Annotated in this window: 16 protein-coding genes; 13 read left to right on the top strand and 3 right to left on the bottom strand. The window is 48.9% G+C overall.

Annotated elements, in window-relative coordinates; translation table 11 throughout:
* Window positions 1-21: 21 nt before the first annotated feature.
* From murB to lpxC, 6 genes are all read left to right on the top strand, one after another.
* On the top strand, window positions 22-915 hold the full coding sequence (murB, locus tag EQU24_RS19700) for a UDP-N-acetylmuramate dehydrogenase (protein ID WP_017841917.1): 894 nt from the start codon (window positions 22-24) through the stop codon (window positions 913-915).
* Window positions 912-1,844, top strand: a complete 933-nt coding sequence (locus tag EQU24_RS19695) for a D-alanine--D-alanine ligase (protein WP_017841918.1) — start codon at window positions 912-914, stop codon at window positions 1,842-1,844. Before murB ends, EQU24_RS19695 begins: the two co-directional genes overlap by 4 nt.
* Before the next feature lie 6 nt (window positions 1,845-1,850).
* Entirely contained in the window at window positions 1,851-2,591 is a 741-nt protein-coding gene (locus EQU24_RS19690; RefSeq protein WP_017841919.1) for a cell division protein FtsQ/DivIB, read from the top strand.
* Window positions 2,592-2,626: 35 nt separating this feature from the next.
* Window positions 2,627-3,853, top strand: a complete 1,227-nt coding sequence (ftsA, locus tag EQU24_RS19685; protein ID WP_017841920.1) for a cell division protein FtsA — start codon at window positions 2,627-2,629, stop codon at window positions 3,851-3,853.
* A 35-nt stretch (window positions 3,854-3,888) separates the two neighbouring features.
* A complete protein-coding gene (gene ftsZ, locus EQU24_RS19680) occupies window positions 3,889-5,046 on the top strand; it encodes a cell division protein FtsZ (protein ID WP_017841921.1) in 1,158 nt (385 codons plus the stop codon).
* A 496-nt stretch (window positions 5,047-5,542) separates the two neighbouring features.
* Window positions 5,543-6,466: a UDP-3-O-acyl-N-acetylglucosamine deacetylase gene (gene lpxC, locus EQU24_RS19675; protein WP_017841922.1), complete on the top strand. Its 924-nt coding sequence runs from the start codon at window positions 5,543-5,545 to the stop codon at window positions 6,464-6,466.
* 273 nt (window positions 6,467-6,739) lie between these two features.
* Here lpxC and EQU24_RS19670 read toward each other — a convergent pair whose 3' ends face one another.
* Both EQU24_RS19670 and EQU24_RS22585 read right to left on the bottom strand, forming a co-directional pair.
* A complete protein-coding gene (locus EQU24_RS19670) occupies window positions 6,740-8,077 on the bottom strand; it encodes a GGDEF domain-containing protein (protein ID WP_017841923.1) in 1,338 nt (445 codons plus the stop codon).
* A 403-nt stretch (window positions 8,078-8,480) separates the two neighbouring features.
* Window positions 8,481-8,627, bottom strand: coding sequence for a hypothetical protein (locus tag EQU24_RS22585; protein WP_017841924.1), 147 nt, complete (start codon window positions 8,625-8,627; stop codon window positions 8,481-8,483).
* Window positions 8,628-8,829: 202 nt separating this feature from the next.
* On the opposite strand from EQU24_RS22585, the gene EQU24_RS19660 reads away from it, so the two are divergent.
* From EQU24_RS19660 to EQU24_RS19635, 6 genes are all read left to right on the top strand, one after another.
* Window positions 8,830-10,572: an oxygenase MpaB family protein gene (locus EQU24_RS19660; protein WP_040575343.1), complete on the top strand. Its 1,743-nt coding sequence runs from the start codon at window positions 8,830-8,832 to the stop codon at window positions 10,570-10,572.
* A gap of 395 nt (window positions 10,573-10,967) precedes the next feature.
* The gene (gene tnpC / locus EQU24_RS19655) at window positions 10,968-12,548 is read left to right on the top strand and encodes an IS66 family transposase (RefSeq protein ID WP_040575330.1); all 1,581 of its coding nucleotides are present in this window, start codon (window positions 10,968-10,970) and stop codon (window positions 12,546-12,548) included.
* Between the two features lie 55 nt (window positions 12,549-12,603).
* Window positions 12,604-16,050 (top strand): PAS domain-containing hybrid sensor histidine kinase/response regulator, encoded by a 3,447-nt coding sequence (locus EQU24_RS19650; RefSeq protein ID WP_017841926.1) that lies wholly within the window; start codon window positions 12,604-12,606, stop codon window positions 16,048-16,050.
* 300 nt (window positions 16,051-16,350) lie between these two features.
* The gene (locus tag EQU24_RS19645; RefSeq protein WP_017841927.1) at window positions 16,351-17,295 is read left to right on the top strand and encodes a GGDEF domain-containing response regulator; all 945 of its coding nucleotides are present in this window, start codon (window positions 16,351-16,353) and stop codon (window positions 17,293-17,295) included.
* A gap of 133 nt (window positions 17,296-17,428) precedes the next feature.
* Entirely contained in the window at window positions 17,429-18,478 is a 1,050-nt protein-coding gene (locus tag EQU24_RS19640) for a type I glyceraldehyde-3-phosphate dehydrogenase (protein ID WP_017841928.1), read from the top strand.
* Window positions 18,479-18,725: 247 nt separating this feature from the next.
* The gene (locus tag EQU24_RS19635; protein ID WP_014146955.1) at window positions 18,726-18,992 is read left to right on the top strand and encodes a hypothetical protein; all 267 of its coding nucleotides are present in this window, start codon (window positions 18,726-18,728) and stop codon (window positions 18,990-18,992) included.
* Window positions 18,993-19,049: 57 nt separating this feature from the next.
* On the opposite strand, the gene EQU24_RS19630 is transcribed toward EQU24_RS19635, so the two are convergent.
* Complete coding sequence (locus EQU24_RS19630) at window positions 19,050-19,904, bottom strand: RibD family protein (protein WP_026130308.1); 855 nt, start codon at window positions 19,902-19,904, stop codon at window positions 19,050-19,052.
* A gap of 97 nt (window positions 19,905-20,001) precedes the next feature.
* Here EQU24_RS19630 and EQU24_RS19625 point away from each other — a divergent pair, with 97 nt between their 5' ends.
* Window positions 20,002-20,343, top strand: a complete 342-nt coding sequence (locus tag EQU24_RS19625; RefSeq protein ID WP_014146957.1) for a DUF2956 domain-containing protein — start codon at window positions 20,002-20,004, stop codon at window positions 20,341-20,343.
* The last annotated feature ends 687 nt before the right edge of the window (window positions 20,344-21,030 follow it).

Below are 21,030 nucleotides of genomic sequence, written 5' to 3'. Positions count from 1 at the left end.
GCAAAATGCAATCATTGAGTGATGAAATCAGTGCGCGATCAAATAAAGGGGCAATTGCTTGCTCATGAAAAATTAGCCAAATATACCAGTTGGCGGGTAGGCGGCGAGGCCGATTGGATGTTTATACCGCAGGATAAACAAGACCTGATCAATTTTATAAAATCGCAGCAGGGCAGAGAACCGCTTTTTTGGTTGGGTCTAGGCAGTAATTTGTTGGTTAGAGATGGCGGCATTCGCGGGACGGTCATCAATACGCGTAACCGGCTGAAGGGTATGTGTAAAAAAGATGGGTGTCGCGTATATGCCGAAGCCGGCGTTCCCTGTGCATTAATCGCCAGATATTGCGGTGAACAAGGCATGGTTGGCGCCGAATTCTTAGCGGGTATTCCCGGGACTCTCGGCGGTGCGTTGAAAATGAACGCCGGGGCTTTTGGCGGTGAGACCTGGGCTATCGTCGACAGCGTTGAAACGATTGATGCGCTCGGACAAGTCAGACAACGAAACCGTGCGGATTACGACGTAGCCTATCGTTCGGTATCGGGTCCGGCGCAAGAATGGTTTTTGTCCGCCGAGTTGAGACTGGAATCTGGGGATGTCGCCGAGAGCCAGCAAAAAATAAAGATATTGTTAGAACGACGTAATCAGACACAACCGACCAACCAGCCGAGTTGCGGCTCGGTATTCAAAAATCCGCCGGGCGATTTTGCCGCTCGGCTGATAGAAGCGTGCGGATTGAAAGGCTACCGTATTGGAGGCGCCGAAGTATCGGCTAAGCACGCTAATTTCATCGTCAATACAGGCGGTGCAAACGCCGCGGATATCGAAGCGCTGATCGGTCATGTGCAGAAAACCGTAGAAACAATGCAGGGGATAAGATTGCTAACAGAAGTTTGTGTGGTAGGTGAGGCCTTATGAAGCCGGTTCAAATAGAACAGCCCGGACAATTCGGACGCGTGGCCGTGCTCATGGGCGGTACGGCAGCCGAACGCGAAATTTCATTGATTAGTGGCGCGGCGGTGTTTCAGGCATTGAAAAAACAAGGTTTAGACGTTGAGGCCATTGACGTCACCGGTAGCGCGATCGATGCACTGACCGGGGTCAAAGCGGACCGCGTCTTCAACATTATTCACGGCCGCGGTGGCGAGGACGGTGTGTTACAAGGCGTTTTGGAAACGATGCGTTTACCTTATACCGGTAGCGGCGTTTTAGCTTCAGCCTTGAGCATGGATAAACTGCGCACAAAATTATGCTGGCATGGTTTAGGTTTGCCGACACCGAAATGGTTTTTATTGAAAAGCGAGAACGACGCGCAGGCTTGCATAGAAAAGCTTGGCTTGCCGCTCATCGTTAAGCCGGCTTTGGAAGGATCCAGTATAGGTATGAGCAAGGCGAACAGCTTAACGGAGTTGATCGAAGCTTACCGGCTGGCCGTGCAATACCGGTGCGATGTCTATGCCGAGGCCTGGGTTAGCGGCAACGAATACACGATCGCGGTATTGGACGGTGAAGCGCTGCCTGTTATTCGCCTCGAAACGCCGAATGTGTTTTACGATTTCGAAGCGAAATATAGAGCAGACACCACACGCTATCATTGTCCATGCGGACTGGATGCAGAGACGGAACAGCGTCTTCAAGCATTGGCGGTGTCGGCTTGCGAGGCGCTCGCGGTCAAGGGTTGGGCGCGGGTTGATGCGTTTATCGATAATTCCGGTCAGACACAATTGATTGAAGTCAATACCGTGCCCGGCATGACCGATCATAGCCTAGTGCCGATGGCCGCCAAACAGGCGGGAATTAGCTTTGAAGAATTGGTATGGCGAATTCTCGAAACGAGTTACGGATAAGGAGTCATGCGAGGTTCCGGAATTATAGCGAGTGCCGTGATACTGATAGGCATTATGTGGGTCGTTTGGGGCAGTCTAAAGAATTACGACGCGCATGCCACCACCATCAAATACGTTAGGACGGAAGGGGTTTTTCAATATATTAGCAAAAGCGAAGTTAAGGAAATATTGTTGCCTCTGGTAAAGACGGGTTTTTTTTCCGCCGATATCGAGGCGATCAAGGAGGCGGTCGAACAAATGCCTTGGGTCGATAAAGTCAGCGTCAAAAGAGTTTGGCCCGATGCGATTGATATAAAAGTATATGAGCAGGCAGCTGTGGCGCGTTGGGGGAAGATCGGTTTGCTCAACGTTCGCGGAGAGGTGTTTACTCCGGCAAATGTCGACCGCTTCGATCATTTACCGATGTTGGTGGGGCCTTCCGGGCAGCAGCAAAAAGTACTGGAGATTATGAAAGGCATCAGCATAACGTTAGCCGACCGGGCCTTAGGGTTGAGCGAATTCGTTATCGATGAAAGGCGATCATGGCGGATTGTGTTGAGTAATGGAACAGAGGTTTTGTTGGGTAGGAAGGAGCAACTTAAAAGTTTTCAGCGATTTTTGAAAACGCTGCAATTGTTTGAGCCGGAGCAGATCGATGCGATGGCTAAAGTCGATTTAAGATATCCGAACGGATATACCGTGTTGTGGAAGCCGGAAGCTAAAGCAATAGACTGGAAAAAAATGGCCGCCGAGCGGCGACAGTCCTAACAGGCGAAGATAAGAGTGTTGTAAGAGTTTATATAATGGCAAAAAAATCAGATCGAAATGTAGTAGTCGGGCTCGATATAGGAACTTCCAAAGTCGCGGCTATTGTCGGCGAATATACGGACGGCGGCGAAATGGAAGTCATCGGTATCGGATGTACGGTATCAAGAGGACTGAAAAAAGGCGTCGTGGTCAATCTGGAATCGACCGTGCAGTCGATTAGACGAGCTGTCGAGGAAGCAGAGCTGATGGCCGGTTGTCAAATTACCTCGGTATTTGCCGGAATCGCCGGCGGCCACATCCGAAGCCTCAATTCGCACGGCATCGTTGCGATCAAGGAAAAAGAAGTTACGCAATACGATATCGATCGAGTAATCGATTCGGCGCGAGCGGTTGCGATCCCGGCCGATCAGAAAATTTTGCATATTTTGCCGCAAGAATTTGTGATCGATCTGCAAGACGGTATCAAAGAGCCGATCGGCATGTCGGGTATTCGCCTCGAAGCGAAAGTCCATATGGTGACCGGAAGTGCCAGTGCCGCGCAAAACATCATCAAATGCATACGCCGCTGCGGGCTCGAAGTCGACGATATCGTATTGGAACAGTTGGCGTCTTGTAATTCGGTGTTAACCGAAGACGAAAAGGATTTAGGGGTCTGTTTGATCGATATCGGCGGAGGTACGACCGATATCGCAGTATTCGCGAACGGCGCTATCAAACATACGGCAGTAATTCCGATTGCCGGCGACCAGGTGACTAACGATATTGCAGTGGCATTGAGAACGCCGACGCAAAATGCCGAACAAATCAAGCAGAAATATGCTTGCGCATTGACGCAATTGGCGAATACCGAACAATTGATCGAAGTGCCGAGTATTGGAGACCGTGCGCCGCGTAAAATATCGGTGCAAAATCTCGCGGAAATTATCGAGCCGCGTTATGAAGAATTGATGCTATTGGTACAAGCGGAATTAAGACGTAGCGGATACGAAGAAATGATAGCCGCGGGAATCGTGGTGACGGGAGGAAGTTCGAAAGTAGCTGGATTGATAGAACTGGCCGAAGAGATTTTTCATATGCCGGTTCGGATGGGAGTTCCTCAGCATGTGTCGGGCTTGACCGATGCGGTGAAGAGCCCTATCCATTCCACCGGAGTTGGATTATTGCTCTATGGGAAAGAACATAGGGGTAGCTATGAAGGACTCGATGTCGAAAATACCGGGTTCATTGGCAAGATAAAGAAATGGTTTCAGGGTAACTTTTAAGAACAAAAAATTGTGAATTTGTAAGGGGAATCGAAATGAAATACGAGTTGTTGGATGTCGGCGCTGAAAATGCCGTAATAAAAGTCATTGGGGTCGGCGGTGGCGGCGGTAACGCAGTCAACCATATGGTTGAAAAACAGATCGACGGTGTGCAATTTATTTGTGCCAATACGGACGCTCAAGCATTGAAGAAACTCAATGTCGATACGATCATCCAATTAGGCGCGGAGTTAACAAAAGGTTTGGGTGCGGGAACCGACCCCAATGTGGGGCAGCAAGCCGCCGAAGAAAATCGAGACAGGATTCGTGAAGTCATACAAGGTGCCGACATGGTGTTCTTGACTGCCGGCATGGGCGGCGGCACAGGGACTGGCGCGATTCCGATTATTGCCGAGATCGCCAAAGACCTGGGAATTTTAACCGTGGCGGTCGTGACCAAACCTTTTCACTTCGAAGGCAAAAAGAAAATGGCAGTCGCCGAGCAAGGCATTGTCGCATTGGAAAAATATGTCGATTCCTTGATAACGATCCCGAATCAAAAATTGCTGCCCGTCTTGGGTAACAATATTTCGTTGATGAGCGCCTTCAGCGCCGCTAACAATGTGCTATTAGATGCGGTTCAAGGCATTACCGAATTGATTACCCATCCGGGAATGATCAATGTCGATTTTGCCGATGTTAGAACCGTGATGTCGGGTATGGGTGCCGCAATCATGGGAACCGGTTCCGCATCGGGCGAAAACAGAGCGAGAGAAGCGGCGGAAAAAGCCATTGCCTGCCCATTGTTGGAAGACATCAATTTGCAAGGCGCTCGCGGCATTTTAGTCAACATCAGTGCCGCCGATATGATGATTTCCGAATTCGATGAAGTTGGTAATATCGTTCATGAGTTCGGTGCAGAGGATGCCATTATCAAAATCGGTACCGCGATCGACCCAACCCTAGGCGATGAAATCAAGGTGACCGTCGTTGCAACTGGCATGGGCTCGCAACCGGCAGCAGTCGCGGCGCCGATCAAACTGGCGGTCAAGCAAGCGACTGCGGATAATGACTATACCACCTTTGAAAAGCCGACCGTGATTCGTCAAAACCGGCAAGAGCCTCGTACTACACGCTTCGGGGCGCAGCCGAAGAAAGACGTCGACATGGATTATTTGGACATTCCTGCGTTTTTAAGACGTCAGGCCGATTAGCCGGAAGTCTGCGGGTAGACAACGGGTATCTATATACTTCGCGCGGGCACATTTGAGGTTTATTTGATGCACTTTTTTATCCTATAGTTGCACCCCTAGCAGGACGAGGTTTGCAACCCCGTCCTAAACGTTTAGACTTTTGCCGAAGTAAGCCGAAATGTTTAGAGCTAAACCGGAATCGTTGGGGACGGGTTAAATAACCCGTCCCGCAGAACTGCGAGCGCCCGGATGGCGTGAGTCAGCAGACACCCGGAGGCCGTTCCTCTAGGAGGGCTATTCTCGGCAAAATCGTCAGTGCTCGGTGCGGCCTAACGGGGTCCAGGGAGGGCACCATAAGTCAAACCAAATTGACTAAACGGTTTAGGTAACAGGGTAACATATTGATATATTGTTTTTTAATGCGGTTACCCTGAGTATGCCTAGCTTTATTGCTTAGAAGGGTATCAATTTGTGTTAAAATTCGGCGCTTTGCCCCATTTATTTGGCATTACTGATTATGATAAAACAGCGTACGTTAAAAAATACTATTCGGGCGACGGGTGTCGGTCTGCACACCGGGGATAAGGTTTATTTGACTTTACGCCCGGCAGAACCGAACACGGGCATTCGGTTTCGTAGAGTGGATTTGGAAGAGCCGATCACGATCAATGCCACGCCTGAAAACGTCGGCGAAACGACTCTGTCGACTACTCTCGTACAAGATAAAATCAAAATATCCACGATAGAACACCTACTATCGGCATTCGCAGGGCTCGGCATCGACAACGCCATCATAGACCTCAGCGCAGCTGAGGTACCCATCATGGACGGCAGCGCAGGCCCCTTCGTCTTCTTATTGCAATCCGCCGGCGTCGAAGAACAAGACAGCCCGAAACAATATATTCGTATCAAGCGGCCGATTCGGGTCGAAGAAGACGATAAATGGGCGGCTTTCGAGCCTTTCAACGGTTTTAAAGTAACGTTTACGATCGATTTCGAACATCCCGCTTTCAAAGATCATTTGAAAACGGCAGTGATGGACTTTTCATCGACCACTTTCGTCAAGGAAGTCAGTCGAGCCAGAACTTTCGGATTTATGAAAGATATCGATATGCTCAGGCAAAATAACTTGGCTTTGGGCGGCAGTCTCGACAATGCCATCGTGGTCGACGACGACAAAATTCTTAATGAAGACGGCCTGCGCTATGCCGATGAATTCGTTAAACACAAAATTCTCGATGCGATCGGAGATCTGTATTTGCTAGGACACAGTCTAATCGGCGAGTTCGTTGGTTATAAATCCGGACACGGATTGAATAACAAGCTGTTACGCGCTTTGCTGAAAGATCGTGATGCTTGGGAAATGGTGACCTTTGATGACGAAAACGATGCGCCGATTTCATTCATGCGTTCCGCCCAGACATTGGTTACGCCGACATAATCGATCGCTTTATAGCACGAAAGACGTCACTCTATAGGGCGTTCAGCTTGATTATAAGACGGCAGCGCGCATTGCTGCCGTCCTTCTCTCCGACCGCATTTTACACCTTTGATCAGCGCGTTTTTCGATCGGACCGGAATAGTTTGCAACCTTGCACGAAAAGCCCTTCTACAGCGATTCATCCACCGGGGATGCTTTACAACACTGAGAATAGGGATCCCCAAATTGAGAGTTGCTGGTTGAATATAATTTTACTCTGATCAAAGTTAATTTTCAGTGTGTCAGAACGGGTGAGTAAAAACTGACCTGATTGCGCCCATTGTTTTTCGAGGCATACATTGCCGCATCCGCATGATTAACCAACTCGTTGGCAGAGGTCGTATCCTGCAGGGAAAGCGAAACGCCAATACTGGCCGAGATTTGTAGGGTATGGTTGCCGAGTTGAAAAGGTTCTGCCAGCCGCTGCTGGATTTTTTCTGCGACGCTTTCGACGTGCCTCGGATCTTGCAAGTTTGCCAATATAACGATAAATTCATCGCCCCCAAGGCGTGCAGCGGTATCGCTTTCCCGAACACAAGAATGAATGCGTTCTGCCGCATGCTTTAACAAACTGTCGCCAACCTCGTGGCCGTATCGGTCATTGATTTCCTTGAAATAATCCAAATCGATAAACAGCAATGCAATCGACGAACCGGCACGGTGGGAATGTTTTACATATTCTTCCAGTCGATTGGTAAAAAGGCTTCGATTGGGCAGTCCGGTTAAGCTATCGTAGTTGGCCTTAGTCCAGTTATCGTGTTCTGAAGCTCTGCGTTCGGTAACGTCGTGCCCTATACAGACCACTGACTCTACATCACCTTCATTGTTGAACACAGGTGTAAACACATAGTCATGCCATACAAGTTTCCCCGAGAAGGGTGTATAGGGCGCTTCTCTGCTAACGGACTCTTTGGAACGGATGACCTGTTCAATTTGTCCGTGTAGTTCTGCCGCAATCGGCAAATCCAGATCGTAATAATTTTTTCCTACCATTTCCTCCATCGAAAGACCGAATAAATCCTTCAGCTGTTTATTCGCATAAATAAACCTGCCCTCAAGATTGAAGCTAAAGATTAGGTCGGGGGCAGACGCCAGTATTGTCTCGAACATGCGGGAGTCGTAATCTTTTTCTGCAGAGTAACTGACCACTGCTTCCGTGATAGCCTGATCAATGGCTTCGTTGAAGCGGACCAGATCGTCAAGGTCTGTTTCTGAATTAAACTTCGTGGAATTGTTTTTCATCCAGAGCCTGATCACACTGGCACGAAGGGCACGATATTCGGCCACTGTGGAATTCAGGCTGAAACCATCCGCTAAACGTTCTGATCCATGCGTCGTTGCTGGTGTTGGGGAATCTTTAGGGATTTCTAGACCCTTTGCCTTTAGGCTTTGATCCTTCTCAGACTGGTAGCGCGCCAGATCAGCGGCAATCGTGAGCAGCATTTCACGGAGGTGATCACGCAACTGATCCTTATTCATGCCTTCCGCGTCAGAAAGGTACTTTGCGGCGAAATCTTCCCATTCCTGCAGAATAATTTCAAGATTTTCAAGGATAAATTTATCAAGGTGCATAGTAGTCTCATTTTCTTATACTACGATTCCAGCAATTCCCAATTTAGAAGCCAACAAGGGTGTGGAGTGTGTTTGGCGAGGGCCAATACCCGGAAAAAACACGGGACAACGAAATCGCATTATAAGAGGAAGGATATTTGAGCACAATCGTATCCAGCAATTCCCAGTTTGAGCATTTTCGCCGATCTTAGGGTGTGGGGTATGCCTGTCGAGGAACGCCGTAAACCCATCCATGGGGGCTTGGCGGCAGCTCGAACGCCAAGGATGGCGTGAATGCAGATTTTGCATGGAGCAAAAATCTGCCCTGCTGCCGACATCCTCGCCAAGCAAACTCCATACCCTTTTGATCCCCAAATTGGGAATTGCTGCAATCGTATCAGCGATTGAGTTGCTCTGATCCTACCTAAGCCAACCCCTCTTCGGGATGTAACGAATCGCCACGCGGCGGACTGTCGTACTCCCAAACGATAAACCCGTCCACAACTCCTTCGGCCGATATCGCCGGTTTCGCATTGAACAACGACAACAAAGTTTTGTTGAGAATCGTCAACGTTTCCGGATCGGATGCGCCGACGAAATGATGCTGCCGGATGGATATCCCTTTTATGTCAACATTTCAATCATAGACTATGATTGAGTCGGTTGAGTGAGGGTATTTCAGCCGGCATCGTTTCGGTCCGGTATTCGATACCGATTCATCTTTTTATTAACAAAAACAATAATTCCGATATATGTGGGGGAAGATGATGCTTATGCAGAAATGGCCATCGATCGATTTGGATGCCTACCGACAAATTGGCGATCCGGATGTCGACCGCTTAGTCGCCGAAGTGTTGCCGGACCAGCAGGGAGAATCGTCCGGCCGGTTCGCTTATAATGCGCTGTTGTTACTTGCCGATAAATTGATGGAAGCGCCGGAATTGGCGGTTATCGAGGATTCGCGGTTGAGCCGCCAGTTGAAATCGATGCCGAAGCCATTGGCAGATTACTACGATCCGATGGAGGTGCCCGATTGGGTCGACTCGGCTAAGCTGTCTATGGGCGCCAAGCTATGGCAGGAGAATACGTTGATCACCCTCATCACATTATATGCCGCTAGTCTGCCGGCGTGTTATTTGATGAAAAACGGTATTCCGGCGCTCTACCAAACCGAAAAGCTGCGCGAGAAAAAATATATATTTCAACGAATCTATGAAACAGGGTTGATGCTGGCCGCGACGATGGATCAGGGCGGTATCAAAATTGTCGAGGATGCCGAATTCGAGGACGATCGATTCCTCCTGGAAGTTTTACAAAAACTGGATAGCGAGGGACAGTGGCAGCGACAGGGACGATGCTGTTGCCGGACGGCCGGAAATTCGAAAACACCGATCGATCCCGCATTAATCCGGGCGGAAATCGAGAAATTACGCGGTAAACCTAAGCGTTATTTATGGGGCAAAGGCTATATTGCCGCCAAAAAAGTCCGTTTTTTACATGCTTCAATGCGTTTCATGCTGACTCAGCCAGGAGCCTGCCGGGCCTGGGGCAATAAAGAGAATCCTCAGTCGTTGGCCGAAACCATGAGTCACCGAAAATCGCCATGGGACACCGAACGATACGGCGTCCCGGTCAATCAAGAGGATTTAGCCTATACCTTGCTGACCTTCGGATTGGTCATCCCGAGGGGGCTTGAAACCTGGGGGTTACCGCTTAGCCTTGAGCAAAAAGAGGCCTTTCTGCATTTATGGCGTTTGATCGGCTACATCATGGGCGTCGATCAGACGTTATTGACCGATAAATGGGATGAGGCGCTAGCTCTTTATGAGACGATACAGCAGAGGCAAGCAGGACCTTCCGATGAGGGAGTCGTTCTGACCGACGCGCTGATGGGCTTTCTTGGCGATTACATGCCTCATCTACCGGGATTAGCGCACCGGCTCTCGGCTGCGATGATCATCAATCAACTAGGGATGGAGCATGCATCCTTCATTTTAGATGAAACGCTAATCAAGGAAACGCGTAAGTTTTGGCGGTGGCCGATATATAAAGTCGCTGCAAAATCTTTTCGCGGCTATTTGATCATGCGAGAGAAGGTATTCAAACGATTCAAGTATCTTGGCGGTTTGACCGTTAACCGTATGCATGAGGCCAGCGAGTTATTGATCGACAGTTGGCAGGACGGTTATAGTCGAAAGCCGTTTTTCGTGCCGGCCGATGCTTCGACATGGGTGCGCGCTCCGGGAATCGATGAAGACTTTTTAAGTCTATTGCGGCAATGGCGACGTAAATTATTCGCGAATATCGGTATTGGTTTATTGTTCTTGATCATTGCGATGTTTGGACTGATGGCGTCGGTGCCGATCGGTTTGGTTTCGGGATGGGCGGCATTTAAAGCGACCTTGATCGTTGCAGTATCGTCATGGGGTATTTCGCTAGCATGGATGCAGTTCAGACTGCCGGTCGTATTCAAGATGAGGCCGGATAACGAGGATTTTTTTAGCGCCTATCGGTAACAATAGAACACGGCTAATTCGGATCCGACAGATGTTCCTTAGGAACGAGCATGAAATAACTTAGACAACTGTTTTGGAAGGGGGGTTGGTGGCTCGATTGACCTCTAGCAGGACGGGGTTTGCAACCCCGTCCTAAACGTTTTGACTTTGGCCGAAGTTAGCAGAAATGTTTAGATCAAACCGAAACGTTGGGGACGGGTTAAATAACCCGTCCCGCAGAAGTGGCTACGACTGGCCACTGCTCGGACAATTGGCTGTATTCCTAAGTGGTTAAAAAATCCGATATGTTACCAATTAGCGTCATCAGTGTTTCTTTGTCTTTTTATTCGTAATCGTTTAGCCCCCCATCACTAAAAAAGTAGCATCTCCCGTTAAAACATGAAAAGCTATAGGACATGACGTTGAGCGACCGAGACCTTAGCCAAATGGACACGGACTATCTGGATGATTTGCCGGAGGGTGAGTTGCGTCCATTGAGTAAGCAACTGTTGGCGGATCTCAAAGAAGCCCGAGAACGACTCAAACAATCCCCGGATACGAGTTCGCGTCCGCCGTCATCCCGGGAGCCTTGGCAATCGAATCAATCCAGCGCCGAACCGTCGGAAGAAGCGCCGGCAACGGACGACTTGTCGGCACTGGATTCGTCTGAGTCTTCGTCAGATGACTTACCTAGCCAGGACTCGGCAACACCTCCGGCGGCGACCGGTGATAGCGGAAAGCCTAAAAAAGCCGGGCGCCAAGTCGGTAGCCCAGGCTATAGCCGCAACCTGACCTTACCGGTGACACGGACAATTGAGCATCGCCCGGATTGCTGCGCCGCGTGTAGGCAATCGTTTGCCGACAACACCGACTACCGACCCTGGAACGCCCGGTTCGAACTGGAGCTTGAAATCGGCAACGCCGAATCGCCGAAATTACAAATCGAACATAGCCGACATGACTACTTCTCGGCGACCTGTCCCTGCGGTCATCAAACCCGCGCCGAGCCCGGGCGAGGCGCCGACGAAGATGGCTGGAGCGTAGCCCTGAGCGAATGGCATCTGTGCGGCCCTCGGTTGGTTAGCTTTTTGGTTTATCTCTCATTGTCCCTACGGGCATCGCGCAGCAGAATCCAAGCCTATTTGCGCGATTGGCTGGGAATCTACCTCAGCACCAGCACCATCAATCAATGCATTCATGAAGCGGGACGTGCCGTTGCGCCGGTCGTCGACGAGCAGTTGATCGCGGAACTCAAGGCCGCCGGCCTCTTACATATCGATGAAACACCCTGGAAAGAAGCCGGGCAGTTATTTTGGCTCTGGGTCTTTGTCAGCGCACAGACGGTGATTTATCAAGTGGGCAAACGCCATCGTCTCGTCGTGAACCAGCTCTTAGGGGAAGCGTTTTGCGGCTTACTGATGACCGACGGCTACAGCGTCTATCGCATCTTTCCTAGGCGCTTGCGCTGTTGGGCGCACTTGGTGCGCAAGGCCCGAGCACTGTATCAGTGCCTGGATAGCGAAGGACAAGCTTTCGGCGAAGCCTTGTTATTGGCCATGATCCTGTTGATGCGCAACATCCACCGACTCCGCGAATCGCCGCCGGATGCCGAATCCTTATGGGCGCAGAATCAACAGTTGCTGACCTTGCTGCGCTCGCTCTGCGAGACGCACCGAGACATCGCGCATGTTGACAGCCGACAATTAGCCGGCGAATTTCTCAACGATTGGGAGGCCATCGTGCGCGTGGTCGAAACGCCGGCGCATCCATTGACCAACAACGTGGCGGAACGCAGTTTGCGGCACTGGGTATTGCTGCGCAAAATCACCTTCGGTTCGCGGACGGCACAAGGCAGTCGCGTGGTTGCCTTGCTGGCGAGCGTGATTGATACCGCGCGTTTGAGAGACCTGAATCCTTGGGAGTTTATTGCTCAAACACTGGCCGAACGCCGTAAAAACCAACCCGTCCCTCGTTTGCCTATGCCGGTTTTGGCGTGATAGGAACAGGGGGGGGCTAAACGATTACTTTTATTCAGTGGAGTAATTGTTGCAAATGCCTGTTCACAAACCGGTTTGGAGCCAGTTGCCCAAATTGGCCGCTAAATTAGCCGCCTTTGAGCAAGCACCCGTTGCTAATTTATGGGTCGACGCCTCAGGGGCTATCGGCTATGCCAATGAGCGCTTTTTACAGACTTTCGGTTACGCCGATGACGAATTGAGCGGTATGTCATTGGATCGTTTAATTCCGTCGCTCGATGTTGATAAATGGCGGGAAGAGTGGTGGCCGCTTATCGAAAATGATCGCTATCTTCCAATTTTTCCTTTGTCTTGGCGGCATAGCAAAGGAATCCGTATGGAATATACCGCGTCGGTGTCATGCGTCGAAGTTTCCGGATTGAGTTTTGTGGCATTTCATCTGTGGCCCAAATACTTAGAGCAAAGCAATAACGCTACATTAGCACAAAGCGATGTGTTAAGTGTTTTGCAATGTTTGGGGGAAAGTGTTTGCTTGCTGGATGATTTGGGCGTGATTCGTTTTGCCAATCCGGCGTTATGTAAGTTGGTCGGCGGTGCAGAGGCGGATCTGGTTGATGTTCCTCTTCTTGAAATCATATCGCCGGCAAAGTCGCATTTAACCAGGGTTTGGGATGTGTTAAGAAAGAAAAGGTCCGAAACCGAATGCGAATTTGAAAATCTAGCCGGAAAGTCGCTGCATGTGCGTATGACATCGGCACCCTTGCAAGCTCACGGGCAAGGTTTAGCTAGATATTTGGTCAGTTTTGTCGACATAACCGAGCAAATCAAAATAGCGCGTCAGTTGGAGGCTCAAAATGCCAGCTACGAGCGATTGGCGTCCAATGTACCTGGATTCATTTATAAATTTAGGATGACGCCGGAGGGTGTTTTTTCATTTCCTTATGCAAGCCGAGGCTGTAAGGAAATATTCGGCGTCGAGCCTGCCGCTGTCGCCAATGACGCTACGCCCATTGTACACACGATACATCCGGACGATCTGCCCGGATTTCAAAGTAGCGTTCTGGATTCCGCGATTCATTTATCTCCTTGGAATTTCGAAGCACGCCAGATGACGGCCAACGGCGAATGGAAATGGTTTCATGCCGCTTCCAGGCCGCATTTACAGGATAACGGCGATATTATTTGGGAAGGCTTGGTCATGGATGTGACTGCCCGCAAGCGATCCGAGGAAGAATTGGCCAAGGCTAAATTGGCTGCGGAAGTCTCGGCAAAAGCGAAAGCCGAATTTTTGGCCAATATGAGCCATGAAATCCGGACGCCGCTGAATGCGATCATCGGTCTAAATCGTCTGGTGCTTAAGTCGGAACTGAATGATGTGCAGCGGGATTATTTGCACAAAGTTCAGCTATCTTCGGAAAATCTGCTCGGCATTATTAATAATATTTTGGACTTTTCTAAAATCGAGTCGGGTAAGCTCGATGTCGAGCATGTCGAATTCAATTTGGATGCGGTATTGGAAAATATCGGCTCGATGTTAGAACCGGTCGCGGCTGAGAAACATTTGGATTTGTTGATCGACCGCGGGCTGGGGGTGCCATTATGCATGATCGGCGATTCGTTACGCTTGATTCAAGTGCTGACCAATTTGTGCAGCAATGCCATAAAGTTTACCGAACAAGGCGAAGTCGTTATTTCGGTCAAAACCGAAGGAGACGATCAATTGCGCTTTAGCGTCAGGGATACCGGAATCGGCTTGTCCGAAAAGCAAAAAAGCCGGATTTTCGAATCATTTACGCAAGCCGATAGTTCGACGACACGCCATTTCGGCGGGACAGGCTTAGGTTTGACGATCAGTAAACACTTGGTCGAAATGATGGGCGGAGAACTCGGTGTCGTCAGTGCCGAAGGCGCCGGAAGCGAGTTTTATTTTACACTGCCGTTGAATGTCGTTCCCGATAGTCAGTCAGTCGATCATATGCCGGCCGAATTGGAAGGTTGGCATGTATTGTTGATCTGCGAAAATGAAACAGCATGCGGGATATTCGAAACGATGCTGCGCGATTTGCGCTTTAATGTGACTCTGTGTTCTCTCGGAAAAATGAAATTACAGGACATATTGCGGGAACACCAAGATTCCGAGCAGTCCACGCTGGAATTGGTTTTGCTGGATTGGAAAATGAGTGACGCCGATAAGGCGGATATTCTTAAAGCTTTGGAAACGAGTGCGTTCGGGAAAAAGACACCGATCATCATCAATGTTTCGTCGCTCGAAGCCGAGAGTATCAAGAAAGTATCGGGACAATTCGCCAATATTACGCTGATGAATAAGCCGAGTACGCCGTCTTGTCTGATGGATGCGATCTTAAATGCTTGCGGTAAGGAGGCATTGATTGAAAACCTTAAAAACCGTCACGATACGGCAAACGCACTATTTTTCGAAGCAGCGGTACGAGGGATTCGAGTATTGATTGTCGAAGACAACGAAATCAATCAGGAGGTTGTGCGCAAAACTTTGGAAAGCGCCGGTGTTGTCGTTGATATTGTCAACAATGGATTGGAAGCGGTAAACCTGCTTCGGCAAACTGCCGACGAGCCGATATATAATGCCGTGCTGATGGATTTGCAGATGCCGGAAATGGACGGTTATGAAGCGACGACGATTCTGCGTAAGGATTCGCGTTTCGATAAGTTGCCCATTATAGCGATGACGGCGCATACGATTGAATCGGACCGGCAACAATGTTTGGCGACCGGTATGCAAGATCACATCGGTAAGCCGATCGATCCCGAACAATTATTTTCAAAATTGGCCCGATGGACAGTATTGAGCGGGGATCATGAGTCCCCCGTATTGCCTGAAAACCAGGCGCCGACAATGGAGTCGAGTCAATGCTTGCCTGCACTGGCTTCTCTTGAGACCGTTAATGTCCAATCTGCCTTGCGTTTATTGCAGGACGACGAGTCTCTATTACTCAAACTCTTGCTTAAATTCGCAGACGAACAGGGTAGCGCAGCGGATTCGATCGCGGGGATGTTAGTCGAAGAAAAACCGGAAAATGCAGCCGATAAAGCGCATCTTATTAAAGGCGTTGCCGGCAATCTCCATATTTTGAAAGTCTTCGAGACCGCCGCTCAATTAGAATCTGAGTTGCGGCAGTCGGACGCGTCGATGGTTGCTGAAGCACTCTCTAATTTTGCTTACGAAATGAATCGATTTGTCGAGGAAATGGACGGTTGGCGACAGCTAAGCGCTACTCCAGGTCTCGTCGAAGAGTCACGGAATTGTTCGGAAATGACAACCGAGGTTGTCAATGAAACCGTGACATTGTGCGGGCGTTTGATCGATTTTCTGGAAGCGAATAATTGGCAGGCAGAAGATTGTTTAGAGGAGCTGGAGCTCCGGATGGGCGGCGGATATGCTCAAGAATTGGCAATAATAAAAAATTATTTGATGGATCTTGAATTTGCCGTGGCTGCCGATTGCGTTAAAGAATTGAGGGACCGTTTACGTACGTCGATTTAAGTTTAACGCTAATGACGCATTCACAATCCTGAGCAGCCGAATCCTAAAAGGTTATGTTCGCGCTAATGGTTGAAAGGAGGGTACGGTTGCTCGATTGACAGGTGTCGGCGGCAGGGAAAGCCGCCGTCAAGCCTACATGGATGTATTTACGGCGTCCTGTCAAGCGAGTAATCGTACCCTCTTCCACGCTCAGTGTTTTGGAAAGCAATCATAGACTATTTCCTAAATGGTTTATTTAGTAGCAAAGAGAAACGTTACAACTGCTAACGCGAACATAGTCTCCTAAAAAGGTATAACACCATGACCGAGCCCGATACCATGCAAACGATACTGATTATCGACGATGCCAAGGAAAATATCGTCGTACTTTCAAGGCTATTGAAATCGCAAGCCAATATTATTTTTGCCCTAAGCGGAGAAGAAGGCTTGAAAATAGCAGGCACGCGTTTGCCCGATTTGATTTTGCTGGATATTTCGATGCCGGGACTCAACGGTTTCGAAGTATTGGAGCATTTAAAGCAATCCCAGACCACAGCGGATATTCCGATTATCTTTATTACAGGCATACCCGATGCCGAAACCGAGGAAAAAGGTTTGAATCTCGGTGCTGTCGATTACATTACCAAGCCCTTTGCTTCGGCCGTAGTCAAGGCAAGGGTAAGGCATCAATTAAAATTGCAACGATTGACGACGGCATTGAAAGAAGCCAATACCCGCTTGACGCAATTAGCAATGAGCGACCCGCTAACCGGCGCATATAATCGGCGTTATTTTTTGGACGCGCTCAAGAAAGAGCTCGAACGCGTGCAAAGATATCGGCATCCCAGCATTTTGATGGTATTCGACATAGATTGTTTCAAAAGCATTAATGATAACCATGGGCACGATATCGGCGATAAAGTGATCATAGAAATGGTTAAAGTCAGTACGACAATGCTTCGGAAAAACGATATTTTCAGCCGATTCGGCGGGGAGGAGTTTACGATCTTGTTGCCGGAAACTCCATTGGCCGAAGCCGCGCAAATCGCGAACCGCTTATGCCTGCAAATTGCCCGCACAACAATCGAATCCGGCAATAAAGCCCTTTCGTTTACGGTTAGTTGCGGCGTGACTCAATTGCGCGATGACGATAAGTCTCCGGATTCGATAATGAAAAGAGCCGATGTCGCGCTCTATCAAGCCAAACAGAGCGGGCGCAACCAAGTGGTCATTGCCGATGCGACAGAGCCTTCGGTATCGAATTGATCGTTTAAGCGCTACGTTATATGGATATGGCTAATGGGTGCGCTTTCATCGGCTTCCAATTGAGAGCCTTGGAGTATGTGTTTATAATCCAAGTCCGGTAAACATCATAATAATAAGAACAAAGGGGGATAAAATGAGTTTACGGGTTGGCATTGTCGGTCTCGGTCGAATCGGTCGCGGCATGTTGCGGGCAAATTACGCCGAACTAGCCTCCGGGCGTTTCGATATCCAAGTCATGTGCGACGTGATGTCGGTGGATCAGGTCGCTTATTTATTGTCGCACGATAGTACTTACGGCAATCCTCCCTTCAGCCTCGATTGCGACGGCAATAACTTAATCGTGGCCGGTAAGACGATACATTACCAACGAGTCGATAGGCGCCGTGCTTCGCCGGAGGAAGACAGCTTCGGGCATCTGCGTAAGTACGAACTCGATGTATTATTCGATGCGACCGGTACCGCCACTATCGAAGATTTGCGCTCGATCATCAAGCATAAAGTCGCAAAAAAAGTCGTTTGTACCACCAATATATCCGGTTGTGATTTGAGTATGGTCTATGGCGTCAACGACAATCAATACGACCCGGCTCGGCATCATGTCATTTCGGCGAGTACTTGTACCGGCAATGCGTTAGTACCGTTGTTTTCGATTTTGGAAAAACATATCGGCATCGATTACGCGAGAATCATTACGATTCATCCCGCTCTATCCGATCAGCGTGTGCTCGACGGTTATCATGCGACTTCTCATCTCGGTAGATCCAGTGCGGTGTCGATTTTGCCGACCAAAACCAATGTCGCCCATTCGGCTGCGTTGGTGCTACCGGCACTCCAGGGTAAGCTCGAGTCGATTTCGTATCGAATTCCCACCGCAATCGTTTCGGTTATCGATCTGACCGCCAATTTATCGAGGGATACGTCGCGCGAAGAGTGCATGGAGTTGTTCGAACATCATGCCCGGACCGATATGGCAGGGATAATTCATTGTGACTACGGAGCCTGGGGTCATGAAAAAGCCAGTATCGATTATCTAGGGCTACCGTATTCGGCGGTTTTGGTAATGAACCATTTGTCGCTGAATAGCGCTCGGCACTTGGGGCTTTCGTTGATGCACGATAATGAATTGGCCTATTGTTCGCGCGTGATTGACGTATTAGGCGTGTTGAGTCGCGGCGGGCTTTGATCCTAAAAAGAGCAGTTTGAGGCCTCACCAAGCCGGTGAAAGTGTTGTAGACCCTTCATGCTTCGACTTAGCTCAGCACGAACGGTCTACAACACATGTCAACAGCTCTTTTAAGGTTGATAGATGACGACCGAAGAAAGCCATGACCTAAAGCGCGATTAGATTGGATTGATCTTAAGAGTCGGGGTATAGTCAAATTTTGATCGACTGATGTAATTGATTAACCAAGTAATTTAAAGAGGTTATTATGGGCTTACTACAAGAATTAAATAAATTTGCCGAGGGTTTGGAGCAATTAAGGGACGAGGTTAAGGTTCAACTCCATTTGGCAAGCTTGGAATCCAAGCAGGAATGGGATCGGGCCGAAAAGCAAAGAGATCATTTTTTAGCCGAGCTGAACAAAATTAGCAAGGAAGCCAGCGGGAGTAAGGAAGGATTGATCGAAAAGGCGGAAGTGATCGGCGAAGAATTGAAATCTACTTACCAGCGTATTAAAGATAGATTATCGGAGTAGGCTATTGGGTTGAGGCGCCGGATCGTTGCTTGGCGCGTACTCCGGCTAGCAACAAATTTACTTTCCTGTTACAAAGCAACAGGGCAGACTGAATTGGGCGAAAAACTGACCTGCGCCGGCGGGAGAGCCCAATTCCAGGAATAGCGATTCGAGTTTTAGATTTCCTACTTGTCCTAATGCGGAACCGGTCAGTAAGGTACGAAAATCATTGCCACCCATCAATTGATGGGTGAGCGTCAAATACAGCCTCGATAATTGTTTGTCCCGAACTACGGTATCAAGCATTTTCGGGCCGGCAATCAGATAAATACTTTTGAGCCCAAGGCTTGCCAATATATTGAGTAAAGGCGTGCCTTCGACCATCCTGTCGGTGCCGGCCGATAACACTGGAAATCCTTGTGCTTGCCAAAAGCGAATGCGTTCGGGCGATGCATTTCTTCCGGTGGCGATATAAACTGTTTGTTTTGTTTCCAGCAGACTGCTATGGATGGGAAAGTTCAAGCTGGCGCTAGCAATAACGATTGCAGGTTGCTCGGGTAAACCGTTGATGCGTCGCCATTCGAGCAGATCTTTGTCCGTGACCTGCAAAATATTGCCTAATCGTTTTTCGCCCAATGCGCGCATGTAGCCGCCATGTGTTATCAGACAGTCGGCTTGTGCATGCAACTCCATGAATAAACTGAAATCGGAATCCGTCGTTAAATGCTTCGGTATAAAAGAAAGGCCTTTATCAATATCTTCAAGAGCGATACGCCCGTCTAAGCTGGAAAGAAAGTTAGCATAGACGAAGGGTAATCCCGGACGGCCTAATTCATGAGCTCTATGCGCTAAATACAAGCCATTGATGGCTATTTCCTGGGATGGGACGGGATAAAGACGTAAGAGTTTTTTTGTTGAGTCGGCTCGAGTCATGATTCACCGTAATACTTCTTAATCGCAAGTTAAGGCTGTCGCTTATCCCTTACAGCCTACACCTGGCGCTTAATCCTATAAACAAGGAAAACAGAAAATGGCCAAAAACATTAAGCAAAAACCGTCGCCGGAAACTCAAGCGGAGGCGCTGAAAATCGCCAAGGCAACACAGCGTCCGGCACAAACCAAAGAACAAACCAAACTGATCGCCCAGGGTATTGAAAAAGGTATCGATCTTTATAAAAAGCAGCAAAAGGAAAAGGCGAGAGAGTTGAGCCGGAAGCTCAAGAAAGTTTCCGATCAACAATCGGATTCTTCCGGGTCTGAAAATCAGACTACTGTTGAACGTATCGTTTATCGGCAACATTGGTTGCCTTGGTTATTATTGGTTCTGAGCTGGTTGGGGTGGGGATTTTATTTTTTTGGTTTCCAACAGTAGGCGAGCGCTCTTGCTATAAATTGTTACCTGATTAGCAAGTTTCTTCAGCTAAAGCCCAAAAACCAGCATATCCCTAGCAGGCACTGCCATTAAGTTAAGGACTTTTCCGTTCGCCCTGAGCTTGTCGAAGGGTGAACGGAAAAGTCCGAGTCGATAAGTTAAGCCGTCCATGGTTCGACAGGCTCACCACGAACGGCTTAACTTAATGGCATTGATCCCTAGCAGGACGGGGTTTGAAACCCCGTCCTAAACGTTTTGACTTTGGCCGAAGTCAGCCGAAATGTTTAGGGCAAACCGAAACGTTGGGGACGGGTTAAATAACCCGTCCCGCAGAAGTGGCTACGACTGGCCACTGCTCGGACAATTGGCTTCAGCAAGCTGAATCATCTTGCTAATCAGGAATTGTTGTAATTATTCAGCATAAGTCATGCCTGACACCAACCTACCGCATGCGCTGAATAGTTACGAATTGTTAAGGTCTGTTTTTCAAGCTTCCACGGTCCTCCGCTTGTCATAATACGCAAATCCCACGCCTTTTATCCTAAATTCGGCAATCACCCCACGCAAATCACGAAATACACAAAAGTAACCTTGCGGTTACATACTCCCATCTGATCGTAAAAGCGTCTCATTGTCGCCGAACACGAGTTACCGACCTCTTAACAAAGCTCATAGTTACAGGGCTTT

The sequence above is a fragment of the Methylotuvimicrobium buryatense genome (assembly GCF_005931095.1).
In the GTDB taxonomy this organism is placed as follows: Bacteria; Pseudomonadota; Gammaproteobacteria; order Methylococcales; family Methylomonadaceae; genus Methylotuvimicrobium; species Methylotuvimicrobium buryatense.
The sequence above is the reverse complement of the archived record's forward strand: the minus strand, read 5'-3'. Positions and strand labels throughout refer to the sequence as shown.